At 71.5% G+C, this 17102-nt stretch carries 13 protein-coding genes; 5 read left to right on the top strand and 8 right to left on the bottom strand.

What is annotated here, in order from left to right; all coding sequences use genetic code 11:
• Positions 1 to 101: 101 nt before the first annotated feature.
• Positions 102 to 2888: a family 20 glycosylhydrolase gene (locus tag ABD333_RS15380; protein WP_344541453.1), complete on the bottom strand. Its 2787-nt coding sequence runs from the start codon at positions 2886 to 2888 to the stop codon at positions 102 to 104.
• A 216-nt stretch (positions 2889 to 3104) separates the two neighbouring features.
• Entirely contained in the window at positions 3105 to 4298 is a 1194-nt protein-coding gene (locus ABD333_RS15375; RefSeq protein ID WP_344541452.1) for an acyl-CoA dehydrogenase family protein, read from the bottom strand.
• 119 nt (positions 4299 to 4417) lie between these two features.
• Between ABD333_RS15375 and ABD333_RS15370 the strand changes: the two genes are divergently transcribed.
• Positions 4418 to 4759 (top strand): DUF6285 domain-containing protein, encoded by a 342-nt coding sequence (locus ABD333_RS15370; RefSeq protein WP_344541450.1) that lies wholly within the window; start codon positions 4418 to 4420, stop codon positions 4757 to 4759.
• Between the two features lie 52 nt (positions 4760 to 4811).
• On the opposite strand, the gene mctP is transcribed toward ABD333_RS15370, so the two are convergent.
• The 3 genes from mctP to ABD333_RS15355 form a co-directional block, all read right to left on the bottom strand.
• A complete protein-coding gene (gene mctP / locus ABD333_RS15365; RefSeq protein WP_344541449.1) occupies positions 4812 to 6407 on the bottom strand; it encodes a monocarboxylate uptake permease MctP in 1596 nt (531 codons plus the stop codon).
• Positions 6408 to 6410: 3 nt separating this feature from the next.
• Positions 6411 to 6635 (bottom strand): DUF3311 domain-containing protein, encoded by a 225-nt coding sequence (locus ABD333_RS15360; RefSeq protein WP_344541448.1) that lies wholly within the window; start codon positions 6633 to 6635, stop codon positions 6411 to 6413.
• 170 nt (positions 6636 to 6805) lie between these two features.
• Positions 6806 to 7363 (bottom strand): VOC family protein, encoded by a 558-nt coding sequence (locus ABD333_RS15355; RefSeq protein ID WP_344541447.1) that lies wholly within the window; start codon positions 7361 to 7363, stop codon positions 6806 to 6808.
• 261 nt (positions 7364 to 7624) lie between these two features.
• On the opposite strand from ABD333_RS15355, the gene ABD333_RS15350 reads away from it, so the two are divergent.
• Positions 7625 to 9775, top strand: coding sequence for an anthranilate synthase component I (locus tag ABD333_RS15350; RefSeq protein WP_344541446.1), 2151 nt, complete (start codon positions 7625 to 7627; stop codon positions 9773 to 9775).
• A gap of 50 nt (positions 9776 to 9825) precedes the next feature.
• A complete protein-coding gene (locus ABD333_RS15345) occupies positions 9826 to 10746 on the top strand; it encodes an SDR family oxidoreductase (protein ID WP_344541445.1) in 921 nt (306 codons plus the stop codon).
• An 18-nt stretch (positions 10747 to 10764) separates the two neighbouring features.
• On the opposite strand, the gene ABD333_RS15340 is transcribed toward ABD333_RS15345, so the two are convergent.
• Complete coding sequence (locus ABD333_RS15340) at positions 10765 to 11727, bottom strand: helix-turn-helix transcriptional regulator (protein WP_344541444.1); 963 nt, start codon at positions 11725 to 11727, stop codon at positions 10765 to 10767.
• Between the two features lie 95 nt (positions 11728 to 11822).
• On the opposite strand from ABD333_RS15340, the gene ABD333_RS15335 reads away from it, so the two are divergent.
• Positions 11823 to 12515, top strand: a complete 693-nt coding sequence (locus ABD333_RS15335) for a FadR/GntR family transcriptional regulator (protein WP_344541443.1) — start codon at positions 11823 to 11825, stop codon at positions 12513 to 12515.
• A 90-nt stretch (positions 12516 to 12605) separates the two neighbouring features.
• Positions 12606 to 13652 (top strand): adenosine deaminase, encoded by a 1047-nt coding sequence (add, locus tag ABD333_RS15330; RefSeq protein ID WP_344541442.1) that lies wholly within the window; start codon positions 12606 to 12608, stop codon positions 13650 to 13652.
• Between the two features lie 16 nt (positions 13653 to 13668).
• Here the strand turns inward: add and ABD333_RS15325 are convergent, their stop codons facing one another.
• Together ABD333_RS15325 and ABD333_RS15320 are read right to left on the bottom strand one after the other, a co-directional pair.
• Positions 13669 to 14943 carry a DUF1266 domain-containing protein gene (locus tag ABD333_RS15325; RefSeq protein WP_344541440.1) on the bottom strand — a complete coding sequence of 425 codons (1275 nt, stop codon included), beginning with the start codon at positions 14941 to 14943 and terminating at the stop codon, positions 13669 to 13671.
• Between the two features lie 24 nt (positions 14944 to 14967).
• The gene (locus tag ABD333_RS15320; protein ID WP_344541438.1) at positions 14968 to 17025 is read right to left on the bottom strand and encodes a molybdopterin-containing oxidoreductase family protein; all 2058 of its coding nucleotides are present in this window, start codon (positions 17023 to 17025) and stop codon (positions 14968 to 14970) included.
• Positions 17026 to 17102 lie beyond the last annotated feature (77 nt).

Below are 17102 nucleotides of genomic sequence, written 5' to 3'. Positions count from 1 at the left end.
CGGAGAGGCCGGGCGGCCCGGTGGGGGCGGGCTGCCCGGCCTCTCCTCTCTCTTCCCTCCGGATGGTCAGTTTCCGGCCATCGGCTCTCCGGCCGCCTGGATCACTGGAGGAGCCGCCAGGCCCGGGGCGAGAGGTCCGGTGCCTGCCCGGTGCTGGGACCGGTCGCGGTGAAGATCTCTCCCTGATGGGTCACCAGCGCACCCGCCGGGTAGGCGGTGCCGCTCTGCCAGGCGGGCACGCCCACCGGCGAGATGCGGCTCGTACGGCCGTCGGCGCTCCGCGTCCGGGTCAGCGCGGCCGGGCCGGCGCTCACCGGGCCGGCGTACCGCTGCCAGCGCACGCCGTCGGTGGAGTACTCGATCGCCAGTCCCGGGTTGCGGACGTTGGCGGTGAGCGTGCCGCCGGAGATCTTCGCGCCGGGCAGCGGGATGCGGTAGTTCACGCCCGCGCCGCGCAGCCCGACCGGCTTGTAGAACGACAGCAGCGGGAAGGTGACCTGCCCGAGCGTGTTGTTGAAGACGTCCCATGCCGCAGGCATCTCGGCGGTGCCGGGGGTCCGGCGGTTCCAAGCCCGCTCGGCCGCGCCGAGCAGCTTGGGGAACGCCTGGTACTCGCGGATCCCGGGGGTCTTGCCGTTCTCGGCCCACAGCTGGGCTTCGAGCCCGAGGATGTTCTTCTTGCCGGTCTCGGTGAGCTTCACCCAGTTCGGGTCGGGAGTGACCGGGCCGCCCCAGCGCGTCTCGGTGGCGTTCGCGTACACGTTGAACGGCTGGTAGGTGAACGTGCTCTTCTCGTCGACGTAGGCGGCCCAGTAGTAGCCGGGCTCGTCCGGGTCCTTGTTGTAGGCCAGGTCCATGTAGAGGTTCGTCGCGTGCGCGAGGATCACCGGCGTGCCCTCGTTGGCGAACCGGTAGGCCCAGTCCTCACGGCCCCAGCCCCAGACGTTCTGCCAGGGGAGCGGCGCGAAGTTCTTCAGGCGCAGGTCGCGGCCCGGGTCGGTGACGTCCTCCCAGCCCGCCGTGGTCTTGGCGACCGTCTGCGCGATGCCGTTCCACTTGGTGAAGAACAGGTCCGCGAGCTGCTCGCCGCTCTTGCCCGCCGTCTCGGGGTTGTTCTTGCAGGCGGGCGAGCCCGACCACCAGCCGGCGGGAGGCCCGGGCGGCTCGTCGCCGCCGAGGTTGATGCGGTTGAGCGGGGCCTTGGCGTCCGCGTACATCTTCCCGACCTCGGTCACGACCTTGGTGAGGAACGCGTAGGTGCCGGGGATGCACGGGTTGGCGAGGTTGTCATTGTAGAGCTGCACGCTGACGTGCTGGGACGTGTCGGCAGGGTCGAGCAGCCGGTAGGCGTCGTCCTTGGTGCGCTGGTAGCGGCGTTCCATCGACTGAACGGCCGCCCGGGCGTGCGCGGGGAAGTTGAACTCGGGCACGACCTCGATGTGGCGCTCGGTGGCGTACGCGAGGATCTCCTTGAAGTCGCGCACCGAGTAGTGGCCGCTGCCCTTGCCGACGAAGTTGCCCATCGCCTGCTCGAAGCCCTGGTAGGCGGGCGCACGGCCGAGGTTCGCCTCGGTCTGGTTGCGGGGCTTGCCGTCGACGCCGTCACCGCCGCCCAGGTCGTTCACCGAACCCATCCCCTGGTGCAGGGCGTTCTTCTCCGGGGGGTCCAGCTCCCGCTTGGAGCCGAAGCCGGTGAGCTCGGGCAGCCCGGGGATCTCCACCCGCCAGCCCTCGTCGTTGGTCACGCCGAAGTGCAGGCGGTTCATCTTGGTGAAGGCCATCAGGTCCAGGAACTTCTTGACCGTCTCCTTGGTCTCGAAGTGCCTGGCGACGTCGATGTGCAGGCCCCGGTAGCCGAACAGCGGGGCGTCGGCGACCGTCGCCCGCGGGACGGCGACCGTGCCCGCGCCGCCCGCCTTGTACGCGGCGGAGGGGATCAGCTGCCGCAGGGTCTGGATGCCGTAGAGCACGCCCGCCCGGTCGGTGCCGACGATGTCCACGCCCTTGGCGGTGCTGGCGAGGGTGTAGCCCTCGGCGTCGGCCTTGCCGTCCCGGTCGACGTCCAGCTTCGGGTCGAGGCGCAGCGAGATCGGCGCGCCGTCGCCCTTGGCCACGTCGTGCAGCGCCGACCCCAGATAGCCCGCCTCGCCGCGCAGTTCCGCGGGGGCGTCGACGGCGGAGCCGCCGCCGATGCGCACCGTGCCGCCGGTCGCGGTCGCCGACAGCGGCTGCGGCACGATCCGCTCCTGGAGCGTCAGCCGCCGCTTGGCCGAGGTGTTCTCGGCGAACCGCGTGGCCGCGCTCTGCACCGGGCGGACGTCGCCGGAGAACGCCTTGGTCTGCTTGGGATCGGCGGGGTCGAGCAGGCTCTTGGACGGCATCCAGCGGGGCTTTCCGTCGCCGTAGGCGATGCTCCACCCGGCCGGGCCGTCGGACTTGTGGGTCGCCCAGAGCTCGATGTTCAGGTCGATCGTGCGGCGCTCGCCGGACGCGACCGGCTTGAACGCGCTCGTCGGCCTGAGCGCGTAGAAGTCGCCGCTCTGCGCCTGGTCCGCGCGGGCCACCGACAGGCCCTGGTCGGCGAGCTGCTTGCGCGCGAGGTCGCCCGCGGCGCCGGTGAGGACGGCGGCGGGCTGGCGGACGGAGTTGAAGTACATCGTCCATCCGCCGGCCAGCGAGCACCGGCGGTCGCCGTTGGCGAGGGTCAGCCGCGCCAGGAAGTAGCTGGCGTCGGTGACGGTGTGGTCGACCGGCTGGTAGGTCATCAGCAGGTCGCGGGCGTCCGGCGCGCATGCGGCGGACGCGGTGCTGGGGGTCGAGGCCACGGCGAACGTCGCGGCGAGCGCGGCGGCCGTGGCGACGGCCGCGGCTCTGTGTGCGGTGGTCAAGGCAGTCGGGGTCTTCATGGCAGCGTGAACCGCTCTCCTGGAATCGGCGTCGATCTCAGCGGCATGAATCGGATAGGAAAGTAACCTATTTATTTGCCGTGAGCCCAGCGCCTGATCCGGCCACGCGGAAAAGCGCAGGCCGGGGCGCGCGGCCGATCCCGGACAGGCGGGAATCTTGACGGGACCGCCGGGACGGGGATCCGTGGCGGGCGTGACTCAGCGCAACCCGAACTCCCAGTTGCGGCCCTCCTTGTACTCCTTGAGGACGCGCCGCGCGGTGGTGGTCACGTGGACCTCGTCCGGGCCGTCGAAGATGCGCCCGGCCCGGGCGTGCCGGTACATGTGGTCGAGCGGGGTGTCGGGCGTCAGCCCCTGCGCGCCGTACACCTGGATGGCGCGGTCGATGACGTTGTGCAGCATGCGCGCCGCCGCCACCTTGATGACCCCGATCTCCACCCTCGCCTGCTCACCCTGGTCGATCTTGTGCGCGGCGTGCAGCGTGAGCAGCCGCGACGACTGGATCTCGGTGTAGGAGTCGAAGACGTGCTGCTGGAGAAGCTGCTTGGCGGCCAGCGGCTCGCCGAACGCCGTGCGCTCGTGCAGCCGTGCGCACATGAGATCGAACGCGCGCTGCGCCTGGCCCAGGAAGCGCATGCAGTGGAAGATCCGGCCGGGGCCGAGCCGCTCCTGGGCGATGACGAAGCCGTGCCCCCGCGGGCCGAGGAGGTTGTCCTTCGGCACCCGCACCTCGTCGTACAGAACCTCGCAGTGGGCGCCGTCCAGGCCGAGCACCGGGGTCTCGCGGACGATCGTGTAACCGGGGGTGTCGGTCGGCACGAGGATCATGCTGAACGACAGGTACGGCGAGGTGCCCTCGGGCTCGGTCCGGCACATGACCGTGGTGTACGCGGCGCGGCTCGCCAGCGTGGTGAACCACTTGCGGCCGCGGATCACCCACTCGTCGCCCTCCAGGGTGGCGGTGGTGGTGAGCTGCGTCGGGTCGGAGCTGGAGATCCCCGGCTCGGTCATCGCGAAGCTCGGGTTGATCTCCGCCTGGACCAGGGGCTTGAGGAACCGGTCGCGCTGCGGCGCGCTCGCGTACCGGTGGAGCATGAGCGAGTCCTGCAGGGTGAAGGTGCCGAGCGCGAGCTGGCCGAACTCGCTGCGCCCCTGCACCTCGTTCACGTACACGTAGTCGAGGAACGGGAGCCCGCCGCCGCCGAGCTCCTTGGGATGGCCGAGCGCCCACAGCCCCTCGGCCTTGGCCTGCCGCCGCAGCTCGGCGAGGGCCTCGGCCGCCGCCTCCCCGCCGCTCTGCAGCACCGGCTCGGCGGGCTCGACGCGTTCGGTCATGAAAGCGTGGACGGCGCCACGGATCGGCCGGACGGACGCGGGCACCTCGAAGCTCATGAACCCCTCCTCGGTCTAGAATCGCATTCTGTCCCCTTTCTCCGTGGGGGGCGACCCCCACACCCCCGCGTTTCTCTGTGGGGGGCGACCCCCACACCCCCGCGATGAGAGGATCCGCGATGCCCCAGCCGCACGATGCCCCGGCGGCCGCCGAACTCGTCGCCGCCGTCCGGGAGTTCCTCGAACGCGACGTGCTGGGCTCGCTGGAGGGCCGCACGCGCTTCCACGGCCTGGTCGCCGTCAACGTTCTCGGGATGGTCGAAAGGGAGCTGGAGCTCGGCGCGGCGCAGGAACGGGCTCATGCCGCGCGGCTCGCCGGGCTGGGCTTCGCGGGCGACGCGGAACTGGCCGCCGCGATCCGGGAAGGGCGTCTGGACGGCCGCTACGAGGAACTGAAGGCCGCGCTCCTGGACGCGACGCGCGACAAGCTCGCGGTGGCCAACCCCTCGTACACGGGCTGAGCCCGGGCGCCCCGCGAAAGGGGCACCCGGGCTCGGCGGAACACGCCGGGGATCAGGTGGAGCCGGTGAGCTCCAGCTCCTTGACCTTCGGGTCGCCCTCGTCGGCGACGTAGTCGCCCGACCTGGTGCCGTCCTCGCCGTCCTTGACCTGGGCGGCCTTGAGGATCACCGTGCCCACGACGGCCACCACGAGGTTGAGCGCGAGGGCCAGGACGCCGACGTAGACCGTCATCTTGGTGTCGAAGCCCAGCTCGCTCAGGTTGTAGGCCGAGCCGCCGAAGTGCTTCTTGCCCTTGAGCGGGTTCGGGATCTCGTACAACATCCACAGGCCCCACGCCAGGCCTGCCGCCCAGCCCGCGATCAGCGCGCCGCGGTGGAACCAGCGGGTCATCAGGCCGAGCGCCACCGCCGGCAGCGTCTGCAGGATCACGACGCCGCCGATCAGCTGCAGGTCGATGGAGAACTGCGGGTCGAGCAGCAGGATGCAGGCGACCGCGCCGACCTTGACGATCAGCGAGACCAGCTTGCTGACCGTGGCCTCCTGCTTGTCGGTGGCGTCCTTGCGGAAGTACTCCCTGTAGATGTTGCGCGTGAACAGGTTCGCCGCGGCGATCGACATGATCGCGGCGGGAACCAGGGCGCCGATGCCGATCGCGGCGTAGGCCACGCCGGTGAACCAGCTCGGGAACATCTGGTCGAAGAGCACCGGGACCACGGTGTTGGTGTCGGTGCCGATCGGCTTGGTCTCGGCGGCGATGGCCATGAAGCCCAGCAGCGCGATCAGGCCCAGCACGAAGCTGTAGGCGGGCAGCGCGGCCATGTTCCGCTTGATCACGTTGCGGTTCTTGCTGGCCAGCACGCCGGTGATGCTGTGCGGGTAGAGGAACAGCGCCAGCGCCGAGCCCAGCGCGAGCATCGCGTAGTTGAGCTGGTTGGCGCTGTTGAGCAGCACGCCGTCGCCGGCGTTGGGTGTCGCGGCGAACTTCTTCTCCGCCGCGTCGAAGATGTCGCCCCAGCCGCCGAGCTTGCTCGGGATGTACAGCACCGCGACGATGATCACCACGTAGATCAGCACGTCCTTGACGAACGCGATCAGCGCGGGCGCCCGCAGGCCCGACTGGTAGGTGTAGGCGGCCAGGATCGCGAACGCGATGATGATCGGCAGGTGGCCGGTCACGCCCATCGCCTTGAGCACGGCCTCGATGCCGACCAGCTGCAGCGCGATGTAGGGCATCGTCGCGGCGATGCCGGTGATCGCGACCACGAGCGCCAGGGTGGGGGAGCCGAACCGGGCGCGCACGAAGTCGGCCGGGGTCACGAACCCGTGCACGTGCGACACCGACCAGAGGCGGATCAGCACGAGGAAGGCCAGGGGGTACATGACGATCGTGTACGGGACGGCGTAAAAGCCCATCGCGCCCGCGCCGAACACCAGGGCCGGGACCGCGACGAAGGTGTAGGCGGTGTAGAGGTCGCCGCCGATCAGGAACCAGCTGATCCAGCTGCCGAAGTTGCGGCCGCCGAGGCCCCACTCGTCCAGGCTGTCCATCGTGGCCGGCCGGCGCCACCGCGCCGCCACGAAGCCCATGCCGCTGACGACCAGGAAGAGCACGCCGAAGACGACGATCTCGGTGATGTGATCGCTCATCGGTCAGTCCTCCTTCCGCTTCGTCATGCGGTAGACGATCAAGGTGCAGACGACGCCGAGGGGGATGAAGGCGAACTGCAGCCAGTAGAAGGCCGGGAAGCCGGCGAGACGGGGCTCCTCCTTGTTGAACAGCAGCGTCAGCAGCGGGATCACCACGGGGACCACCAGCAGCCAGTTCCAGTGGCTGCGGTCGGTCCGCGGTGTCTGCGGCGGTTCTTGCGAGGCCAAGGGATCCTCCTCGTACCGGCCCATTCGCACACCCTGTCCCACGCGGTGAGACAGGTCACTCCCAGGGATGAGTGGCCGGAGCCTACCTTCTCCCTGATCACAGGCGAATATCGGACATGGCACGAGTTGGACGGATCGGTGCGATGGTCCAGGATCTGGAAGTTCCCAGCTCAGACGGTCCGGTCCGCCGCCGTCCTCGGCTCGTGCCGGACGTCCTCGGGCCGGTCCAGCTCGCGCAGCCAGCAGGCGAACTCCACCAAGACCCCGTCGGGGTCCTTGAAGTAGATCGACCGCACGAAGACCCCCTCGTGCACGTCCTTGGCCACGCCGAACTCGCTGTCGTCATGGTTGAGCAGGACGCCGACGTCGATCCCCTTGGCCACGAGCCGGTCGCGGTACTCCTCGATCCGTTCCGGCGGCACGTCGAAGGCGATGTGGTTCATCGAGCCGACCGCCGACAGCAGCTCCCCGCGGTCGGGCAGGTTCTTGGGCGCCGACACGCCGGGCACGGGCTCGGGCGCGTCGGGGAACCAGAAGAACGCCAGCGCGTTGCCGCCGCCGCAGTCGAAGAAGAAGTGCTGGCCCCATCCCATCGGGAGCTCGATCGTCTTGATCAGCGGCATGCCGAGGACGCCGGAGTAGAAGTCGACCGTGCGCTTCATGTCGCTGCAGACGAGCGCCACATGGTTGACCCCGCGCAGTTCGAACTCGGTGTTGTGGCCGGTCATCAGTGCGAGCTCCCGTGCTGTAAGTGGTCCCTTGCAACCATCATGGCAACCGCCGTGGCAAATGAGAACCCGCGCTCGCCCTTTGCCAGGAACCGATGAGGTAAGCTCTCGCGCATGCGAATCCAGAACCACCGCCGGTGGTGGCGCCGCTGAGGCGGTGCCAGATTCGTGCTTGCTCGAACTTCCAGGCGACCGCCCTCACCCGGCGGTCGTTTTCTCATCCCGCCGGTGTGCAGGGCCTGACGACGAGGGGCCACCGCGGTGGAGAACGATCGATATCAGCCGCACACCAGCGAGTTCGTGACCGCAGGGGGCGTACGGGTCACCCGTACGGCGACGCCGGTCGACCCGGAGCGCAAGTCCGACGTGCTCAACGCCCTCGTCGCCGCCGTGGGGGAGCGTCGCGGCGGCGTGCTCAGCTCCGGCATGGAGTACCCCGGCCGCTACAGCCGCTGGCACATGGCCTACGTCGATCCCTGCCTGGAGATCGTCGCCAAGGGCCGGGTGCTGACGGCGCGGGCGCTGGGCGACCGCGGCGAGGTGGTGCTCCCGGCGCTCGCCGAGGTGCTGCGCGGCATCGGCGAGGTGCGGGCGGACGAGCGGGACCGGTTCGAGATCTTCGTTCCGCCGACCGAGGAGTTCTTCACCGAAGAGGAGCGAAGCCGCCAGCCCACCGTCTTCACCGCGATCCGCGCGATCGTCGGCCTGTTCCGGTGCGACGACCCGCACCTCGGCCTGTACGGGGCGTTCGGCTACGACCTCTCGCTGCAGTTCGAGCCGCTCCGGCTGAACCTGGAGCGGCCCGCCGACCAGCGTGACCTGGTGCTGCACCTGGCCGACGAGATGGTGGTCGTCGACCGCAAGCTGGAGGTCTCGCACCGGATGTCGTACGACTTCACGGTCGGCGGGGCGAGCACCGCCGGGCTGCCGCGCGGGACCGAGCCGACGCCGGCCGTCGTCGCCGCCGAGCTGCCGCCCCAGCCGGTGCCGGGCGTCTACGCGCGGATGGTGCGGGAGGCCAAGGAGAAGTTCGTCCGCGGCGACCTGTTCGAGGTGACGCCCGGCCACGCGATGTACGGGCGGTGCGACTCGCCGTCGGCGTTCTTCGAGCGGCTGCGCGAGACCAATCCCGCGCCGTACGAGTTCCTGTTCAACCTCGGCGACGGCGAATACCTCGTCGGCGCGTCCCCGGAGATGTTCGTCCGGGTCAACGGCGACCGGGTGGAGACCTGCCCGATCGCGGGCACGATCCGGCGCGGCGCGGACGCGCTGGAGGACGCCGAGCAGATCCGGACCATCCTGACCTCGCCCAAGGACGAGTCCGAGCTGACGATGTGCACGGACGTGGACCGCAACGACAAGTCGCGGATCTGCGTGCCGGGCAGTGTCAGGGTGCTGGGCCGCCGGCAGATCGAGCTCTACTCGCGCCTGATCCACACGGTCGACCACATCGAGGGGCGGCTGCGCCCGGGCTTCGACGCCCTCGACGCGTTCCTGACCCACATGTGGGCGGTCACCGTCACCGGCGCGCCCAAGACGTGGGCGATGCAGTTCATCGAGGACCACGAGGAGTCGCCGCGGCGCTGGTACGGCGGAGCGGTGGGGTTCGTGGGGTTCGACGGCTCGATGAACACGGGTCTCACGCTCCGTACCGCCCAGATCCGCGACGGTGTCGCGACCGTCCGCGCCGGGGCCACGCTGCTGTACGACTCCGACCCCGACGAGGAGGAGCGCGAGACGCACCTCAAGGCGAGCGCGCTGCTGCGCGCGCTCGAACACGGCCAGGACCCGGCCGCCGAACGCCGCGCCGAGCCGGCGGAACGGCCCGGCGACGGCCTGAAGGTGCTGCTCGTCGACCACGAGGACTCGTTCGTCAACACCCTCGCCGACTACTTCCGCCAGAAGGGCGCCGAGGTGGTCACGCTCCGGCACGGCTTCCCGGTGCGGATGCTGGACGAGCAGGCGCCCGACCTGGTCGTGCTGTCCCCCGGCCCGGGAAGGCCGGAGGACTTCGCCACGGCGGGCCTGCTCGACGCCCTGGACGCGCGCGATCTGCCGGTCTTCGGCGTCTGCCTCGGCCTGCAGGCGATGGTGGAGCACGCGGGGGGCGAGCTGTCGCTGCTGCCCGAACCCGCGCACGGCAAGCCCGGTCAGGTACGGGTGACCGGCGGCGACCTCCTCGGCGGGCTGCCGGCGGAGTTCACCGCCGCCCGCTACCACTCCCTGCACGCCAAGCCCGAGCAGGTGAAGGGCTTCCAGGTCACGGCGCAGACCGGCGACGTGGTGATGGCCATCGAGGACCCCGCGCGCAAGCGCTGGGCCGTGCAGTTCCACCCCGAGTCGATCCTCACGGCGGCCGGGCGTTCCGGTCACCGCGTCGTCGCCAACGTGCTGGAGCTCTGCCGGAAGTAGCGGCCGATCCCTGACGCGGGCTGACAGGTATTCCTGCCAGCCTCGTGCACATGAGTGAGAAAGCGCTGGAAGGAAAGGTCGCACTGGTCGCCGGTGGCACCCGTGGCGCCGGCCGTGGCATCGCCGTCGAGCTGGGCGCCGCGGGGGCGACCGTGTACGTGACGGGCCGCACGACCCGCGAGAGCCGGTCGGAGATGAACCGGCCGGAGACCATCGAGGAGACCGCGGAGCTCGTCACCGCCGCCGGCGGGACGGGCGTCGCGGTCCAGGTCGACCATCTGGAGATCGACCAGGTCGACCGGCTCGTCCGCAGGATCGACGAGGAGAGGGGGCGCCTCGACATCCTCGTCAACGACATCTGGGGCGCCGACCACCTCTTCGAGTTCGGCGGCGCCCTGTGGGACCACTCGCTGGAGAACGGCCTGCGGCTGCTCCGGCTGGCGATCGAGACGCACGTCATCACCAGTCACCGCGCCCTGCCGCTGCTGATCAGGAACCCCGGCGGGCTGGTCGTGGAGGTCACCGACGGCACCGCGGAGACCAACGCGGAGTACCGCAAGGAGTCGGGCTACTTCTACGACCTCGCCAAATGGACGGTGATCCGGATGGGGCTCGGGCAGGCCGCCGAGCTCGAACCGCACCGGTGCACCGCCGTGTCGGTCACGCCCGGCTGGATCCGTTCGGAATCCATGCTGGAGCACTACGGCGTCACCGAGGACAACTGGCTCGACGGCACCAAGATCAGCCCGCACTTCGCCATCTCCGAGTCGCCCGCGTTCGTCGGGCGTGCGGTCGCGGCCCTCGCGGCCGACCCGGACCGGCACCGGTGGACCGGGCGCTCGCTGTCGAGCGGCGGTCTCGCGCAGGTGTACGGCTTCACCGACCTCGACGGCAGCCGTCCGGACGCCTGGCGCTACATCGCCGAGGTCGAGTGGGCGGGCAAGCCCGCCGACACCACCGGCTACAGGTAGACAGGTAGAGGGGCGGGCCTACCGGTAGAGGTCCGCGAGCCGGGCGGCGGTCTCGCGCATGAGGTCGCGCAGCCCCGCGGGTTCCAGCACCTCGACCTCCGGGCCGAGCCGCAGCAGCTCGGTGTAGGCGACGTCCGGCGACTCGACGGGCAGGCGGGTGGTGACCCAGCCGCGCCCGTCGGGTTCGCCCGCCTCCTCGGCGGCCCGCCGCGCCGCGTACGGCTCCACGGCGTACCTGAGCCGCCGCAGGCCGAGCGGGCTGAGCCGCACGGTGATCTCGTCGCGGAGCATGGACCGCAGGAACGCGGCGGCCTGCCCGGCCCAGTGGCCGGGCAGGTCGAAGTCCTCGTCCCGGTCGAACACCTCGCCGGTCGGCTCGACCGCCGTGATCCGGTCGACCCGGTACGTGCGGTGGCCGTCGCCGGCCTGGCCGATGAGGTACCAGATCCCGTTCTTGAGCACGAGCCCGTACGGCTCGACGCGCCGGGTGAACTCCCGCTGCTTCCGGTAGCGGATCTCCACGGTCTCGTCGCGCCAGACCGCCTGCGCCAGCCGTTCCAGCAGCGGCGGCGGGCCCGCGTCACCGAACCAGCCCGGCGCGTCGAGGTGGAAGCGCTGCCCGGCTCGCGCGGACGCGTCACGGAAGGGTGCCGGAAGCGCGGCCAGCACTTTCAGCTGCGCCGCCCCGACCGCGTCGGCCAGGCCCATGTCCCCGGCCGGTCCTGGCAGGCCGGACAGGAAGAGGGCCTCGGCCTCCTCGCGGCTCAGCCCGGTCAGCCGCGTCCGGTAGCCGCCGACCAGCCGGTAACCGCCGTTGCGGCCCTGCTCGGCGTAGACGGGGACGCCCGCGGCCGAAAGCGCCTCCACGTCCCGGTAGACGGTGCGTTCGGAGACCTCCAGTTCCTCGGCCAGCTGCGCGGCCGTCATCGTGCCCCGTGCCTGCAGGAGCAGGACCAGTGAGATCAGGCGGGCGGCGCGCATGTGCCCATCTTGACGCAGCGTGGCAGCGCCTGCCACGCTGGCGCGGCTCAGTGGATGAGCCACGTACGCCGCTCGCCCGGACGCCGGAGCCGCCCATGACCTCGCCGATCGCCCGTGACACCGTCGTCGACGCGCTGACCGAACGGCTGCGCGACGATGTGCTGAGCGGCCGCTATCCGCCGGGGTCGTACCTGCCGCCCGAGCGCGAGCTGGCCGCCGCGTACGAGGTGACCCGGACCTCGCTCAAGCACGCGATCGTCCGGCTCGCCCAGGTCGGCCTCGTGGAGACCAAGCACGGCGTGGGCACCCGGGTCCGCGACTACGAGCGGCTCGGCGGGCCGGAGCTGCTGCCGCTGCTGGTCCGCACCGTGGGGCCCTCGTGGATGGGCGAGATCTTCGAGGTGCGGCGCGAGGTCGGGGCGCAGGTGGCGGCCAAGGCGGCGGTGCACATCACCACCGAGCAGCGCGACCGGCTCGTGGAGCTGGCCGCCCGGCTGCGCGGGGCCGCCGACACCGGGACCGCGCAGCTGACCGAGTGCGAGATCCACCGGGTGATCGCGGCCGCGACCGGCAACCGGGTGTACGGCTTCCTGGTCAACGCGCTGCTCAACGCCTACCTGGAGATCCGTGACGTCTTCCGGCACGCGTTCGACGACCCGGCCGCCGCAGCGGACCGGATCGCGCCGCTCGTCCACGCGCTGTGCGCGGGCGACCGGGACCGCGCCCGCGCGGCGGCCGACGCCTACCTGGCCGAGACCGAGCGGCTCATGCTCCATCCGCCCCGCTGACCGGCCGATTCGCCGAACTTGACGCATTTATGGCAGAAACAGGCGGTTGAGCTGTCGTGGCGGCCTCCGCTCTTGTTACCGTCTCCGGGCATGACGACACACGAACTCACGGGGGCCGCAGCGACCCCGTCCCTGCACTCCTTCATCGACGCGCTGCCCAAGGTCGAACTCCACGTCCACCTGGTCGGCTCGGCGTCCGTGCCGACCGTCCTGGAACTGGCCCGGCGGCACCCCGGCGGACCCGTTCCCACCGGTGAGGAGGAGCTCCGCCGCTTCTACACCTTCACCGACTTCCCGCACTTCGCGAAGGTGTACGAGGCGGTCTCCAGCCTGGTGCGCGACCCCGAGGACGTCGCCACCCTCGTCCTCGGCACCGCCCGCGACCTGGCCGCGCAGAACGTCCGGTACGTCGAGCTGACCGTCACCCCCTACACGCACCAGCGCATGGGGATGCCGATGCCCGCCATCACCGAGGCGCTGGACGTCGCGGTGCGGCAGGCGCGCGACCGCTACGGCATCCAGGTCGCCTACATCTTCGACATCCCCGGCGAGTTCGGGCCGGAAGGCTGCCGGCAGACGGCCCGGCACGCGCTGGACCACCCGCCGGAGGCCCTCGTCGGCTTCGGCCTGGGCGGCATCGAGCAGATGCGGGCCGCGATCCGCGACGAGATCCGCGAGGCGTTCCGCGCGGCACGCGCCGCCGGGCTGCGCAGCCTCCCGCACGCCGGCGAGATGAGCGGACCCGAGACGATCTGGGAGGTCATCGACGGCCTCGGCGCAGAACGCATCGGCCACGGCATCCGGTGCCTGGACGATCCGCGGCTGGTCGCCCACCTGCGCGAGACGCAGATCCCGCTGGAGGTCTGCCCGACGTCCAACGTGTGCACCGGCCAGGTCCCCGGCATCGCCGCGCACCCGCTGCCGCGCCTGCTGGAGGAGGGGCTGTTCGTCACCCTCAACAGCGACGACCCGCCGATGTTCGACACCACCCTCACCGGCGAGTACCGGGTGGCCGCCGACATCTTCGGGTTCGGGCGCGAGCGGCTGGCCGAGCTCGCCCGTAACGCGGTCGCCGCGTCGTCGCTGGACGGGCCCGGCAAGCAGGCGATCGTCGAGGAGATCGACGCCGTCGCGTGAACGTCGCGGCCCCGCGTCAGCCCCAGGCGAGCTTTCGCCAGGGGCTGCCGGGGTCCTCGACCAGGATCCGGTGGCCGGTGAGGGAACGGTCGTACCACTCGCCGAGCTCGCCGTCGTCGAAGCGGAGCATGCGGCCGAGGATGTAGCCGGCGGAGTAGTCCTCCCACGACTTGTAGACCTTGGACGCGTAGTGGCCCGCGCGCAGCACGCACTCCTCGGCGGTCTCGGTGTCGCAGTAACCCGCGTTCAGCCCCCACCGGGCCATGTTGACGGCGCGGCCGAAGTCGTAGCCGAAGACGCTGTCCACGCGGCCCTCGGGCGGCAGCAGGCCGTCGATCCGGAACCGTTCCTCGTACTGGGCGATCTGCCGGGCGAGCCCGACGAGCTCCTCGGTGGTCTCCACGGAGACCTGCTTGTCCTGGCACCAGCCCGCGATGGCCGAATGCCAGGCGAGCGGGTCGGTCATCCCGGCCGCGCGCCGGTCCAGGACGATCTGGATGGCCGGATCGCAGTTCTCCGCCGCCAGGAGCGCGTCCATGGCGCTCTTCCAGCTGCCGGTGTCGGTGATGCCCCAGTCGCGGGAGAGCAGCGTGCGGTTGTGCTCGGGGTCGCGGTCGGTGCCGGTGATGGTGTTCCACGCGACGCCGTTGGCGACGGCCAGGTGCGCGCCCACCGCGAGCGCGGCGGTGAGCCGTCCCCAGGTGGGGGCCTCGTGGTCGGTGATGAGGATGTCGTAGTCGCGGTCGGGACGCCGTTCGGCCTCCGCGAGGATGGCGGCCACCTGCTGGTAGCCGTCGCCGGCGGGCGGCATCTGCGCGAGCATGTCCCGCAGGGGCGCGACGGCGTCGCGCGCTCCGGCGTCGACGACGATCAGGCGGGCCGCGTGGACCGCCGCCCGGTCGGCGCGCTTGTCGTCCCGCAGGGCACGGAAGCCCGTCATCGCGCCCCAGGCGCGCCGGGCCGCCTCACCCGTCCGGCCGGCGCCCGCCAGCACGTGGGCGGCCTGGCCGTCGAGGACGGCGCGCGCCTCCGCCGCGTCGCCGGGCAGCTCGCCCGCGACCTGGTCGGCGCGGCCCAGCACGTGCAGCGCCTCGTCCGTCCGGCCCGCGGCCTGCAACGCGCGGGCCTCCCGGGCCCGCACCGCGACGGCCGAGGCCCAGTCGCCACCGGCCTCCATCGCGTCGGCGAGGGCGGCGAACGCGGCGGCGGCGTCCTCGAACCGCCCCTGCCGGTCGTACTTGCGCGCCCGGTCGAGCAGCTCGCCGGTGTTGTCGGCGGCCTGGTATGTCATGAGATGACACCGTACCGGCCCCGGTCAGGCCAGGGGCTCGACTTCGACGCGGGTGTCGTGGAAGACCGGGCCGCCGCCCAGATCGGTGTCGCGTTCGTCGACGACCGCGTTGGCGTTCGCGCCGCCGCCGAACTTCGCCCAGTGCCCCTTCGTGGTGGCCGCGACCCCGGGGCGCAGCCGGTCGGACACCGCCACGGTGACCTCGAACGCGCCGCGCTCGTTGGCCACCCGGGCCCGGTCGCCGGTCGCCAGGCCGCGCGCGGCGGCGTCGTCCGGGTGGAGCTCGACGACCGGGCCGCCCGACCGGCGGCGCAGCTCGGCGTTGTTGCCGAACACCGTGTTGAGGAACGTGTGGGACGCGGCCGACACCAGCGCCAGGGGATAGCGGCGGGCCCGTTCGGGGTCGGCGACCTCGACCGGCGCGATGTAGTCGGGGAGCACCGGGTGCCCGCCGCCGGCCGCCCGCTGGGACCGGAACTCCAGGCGGCCCGAAGGCGTGGGGAACTCCTCCGCGTACGGCAGGAACGGCTCGGGCACGTTGAAGCGGACGAAGCCCTCCTTGCGGAGCCGGTCCAGCGTGATGCCGTCCAGCCACGGGTGCCCGGACGACAGGAGCTGCTCGGCGAGCTGCTCGTCGGAGTCGTACAGGCTCGGCTCGGTCAGGCCCATCCGGTGCGTCAGCCGGCGGAACGTCTCGGTGCCGGACAGGCATTCGCCCGCGGGCTCCACCGCCGGCTCGTTCCACGCCAGGTAGAGGTGCCCGTAGCCGGTGTTCAGGTCCGCGTGCTCGTGCTGCATGGTGGCGGGCAGGACGATGTCGGCGTAGTCGACGGTGTCGGTGGGGAACTGCTCCAGCACGACCGTGAACAGGTCCTCGCGGGCGAGCCCTTCGCGGATCTTGTTCTGGTGCGGGGAGCTGGCGACCGGGTTGGCCGCGATGACGAACAACGCCTTGACCGGCGGATCGTCCCGTTCCAGCAGGCCCTCGCCCAGCCTGCTCATCGAGAGCGTGCGCACCGGCCCCGGCCGCAGGTCGTCGCGGAACACCGCGGCCTGGTCGAGTTTGGCGTGCCCGGACGTGGAGTAGCTGACGCCGCCGCCCCGCAGGGCCCAGTCGCCCGTCACCCCGGGGATGCCCGCGATGGTCCGCAGCGTCATGCCGCCGCCCGCGGTGCGCTGGAGGCCCATCGTGGCGCGGATGGCGGTCGGCCGGGTCCGCGCGACGCGCTCGCCCAGGGCCACGATCGCCTCCGCGGGGATGCCGGTGATGGCCGCGGCGCGTTCGGGCGGGAACTCGGCGATCCGCTCGCGGAACTCCTCCCAGCCCAGCGTGTGCCGGGCCAGGAAGTCCTCGTCCTGGGCGCCGAGGCCGACGATCACGTTGAGCAGGGCGAGGGCGAGCGCGCCGTCGGTGCCGGGCAGCGGCGCCAGGTGCTCGTCCGCCTGCTGGGCGGTCCGGGTGCGGATGGGGTCGATGGCGACCAGATGAGCGCCCGCCTTGCGGGCGTCCTGGATGAACTTCCAGACATGGTGGCCGCTGGTCAGCGGATTCGTGCCCCACAGAATGACCAGCTTGGCGTGGGCGAAGTCCTCGGGGTCCATGCCCGCCGAGGAGCCCATCGCCTGCTTCAGGCCCTCGCTGCCCGCCCACGAGCAGATGTTGGGGGCGTGACCCGACGCGCCCAGCGTGTTGAAGAGCCGGCGCCCGGGAGTACCGCCCAGGCCCTGGATGTAGCCCAGTGACCCGGTGCCCCAGTAGGGCCAGATCGCCTCGCCGCCGTGCTCCTCGACGACCCGGCCGAGCCGTGTCGCGATCTCGTCGAGCGCCTCGTCCCAGCTGATCCGCTCGAATCTGCCCTCGCCCTTGGCGCCGGCCCGGCGCATCGGGTGAAGGACGCGGTCGGGCGCGGCGGCCTGCTCCAGCCACCGGTTCACCTTGGTGCACAGGGCGCCGCGGGTGTACGGATGGTCCGGATTGCCGCGCAGCCGGGTCGCCTCGCCGTCCTTGACCGTCACCACCCACGAGCAGCCGTCGGGACAGTCCAGCGGGCAGGCGCCCAGGACCTTGAGCTCGGCGCCCATCAGATCTCCCCGTCGAACACGGTCACCCTGAACCCCTCCAAACCTGGCGAACGCCCCCAGTCTGCTCGATGATCCTC

Origin of the sequence: Actinomadura fulvescens (genome assembly GCF_039533225.1) — a bacterium.
GTDB lineage: Bacteria > Actinomycetota > Actinomycetes > Streptosporangiales > Streptosporangiaceae > Spirillospora > Spirillospora fulvescens.
Note: the sequence above shows the minus strand (reverse complement) of the source record. Positions and strands in the feature narration are given on the sequence as shown.

Bases quoted from the DNA above. Each gene is read 5' to 3' on its own strand.
- ABD333_RS15325 (WP_344541440.1), bottom strand. From the start codon at position 14,943: ATGACATACCAGGCCGCCGACAACACCGGCGAGCTGCTCGACCGGGCG.
- mctP (WP_344541449.1), bottom strand. From the start codon at position 6,407: ATGAGCGATCACATCACCGAGATCGTCGTCTTCGGCGTGCTCTTCCTG.
- ABD333_RS15335 (WP_344541443.1), top strand. From the start codon at position 11,823: ATGACCTCGCCGATCGCCCGTGACACCGTCGTCGACGCGCTGACCGAA.
- ABD333_RS15345 (WP_344541445.1), top strand. From the start codon at position 9,826: ATGAGTGAGAAAGCGCTGGAAGGAAAGGTCGCACTGGTCGCCGGTGGC.
- ABD333_RS15355 (WP_344541447.1), bottom strand. From the start codon at position 7,363: ATGACCGGCCACAACACCGAGTTCGAACTGCGCGGGGTCAACCATGTG.
- add (WP_344541442.1), top strand. From the start codon at position 12,606: ATGACGACACACGAACTCACGGGGGCCGCAGCGACCCCGTCCCTGCAC.
- ABD333_RS15340 (WP_344541444.1), bottom strand. From the start codon at position 11,727: ATGCGCGCCGCCCGCCTGATCTCACTGGTCCTGCTCCTGCAGGCACGG.
- ABD333_RS15370 (WP_344541450.1), top strand. From the start codon at position 4,418: ATGCCCCAGCCGCACGATGCCCCGGCGGCCGCCGAACTCGTCGCCGCC.
- ABD333_RS15375 (WP_344541452.1), bottom strand. From the start codon at position 4,298: ATGAGCTTCGAGGTGCCCGCGTCCGTCCGGCCGATCCGTGGCGCCGTC.
- ABD333_RS15320 (WP_344541438.1), bottom strand. From the start codon at position 17,025: ATGGGCGCCGAGCTCAAGGTCCTGGGCGCCTGCCCGCTGGACTGTCCC.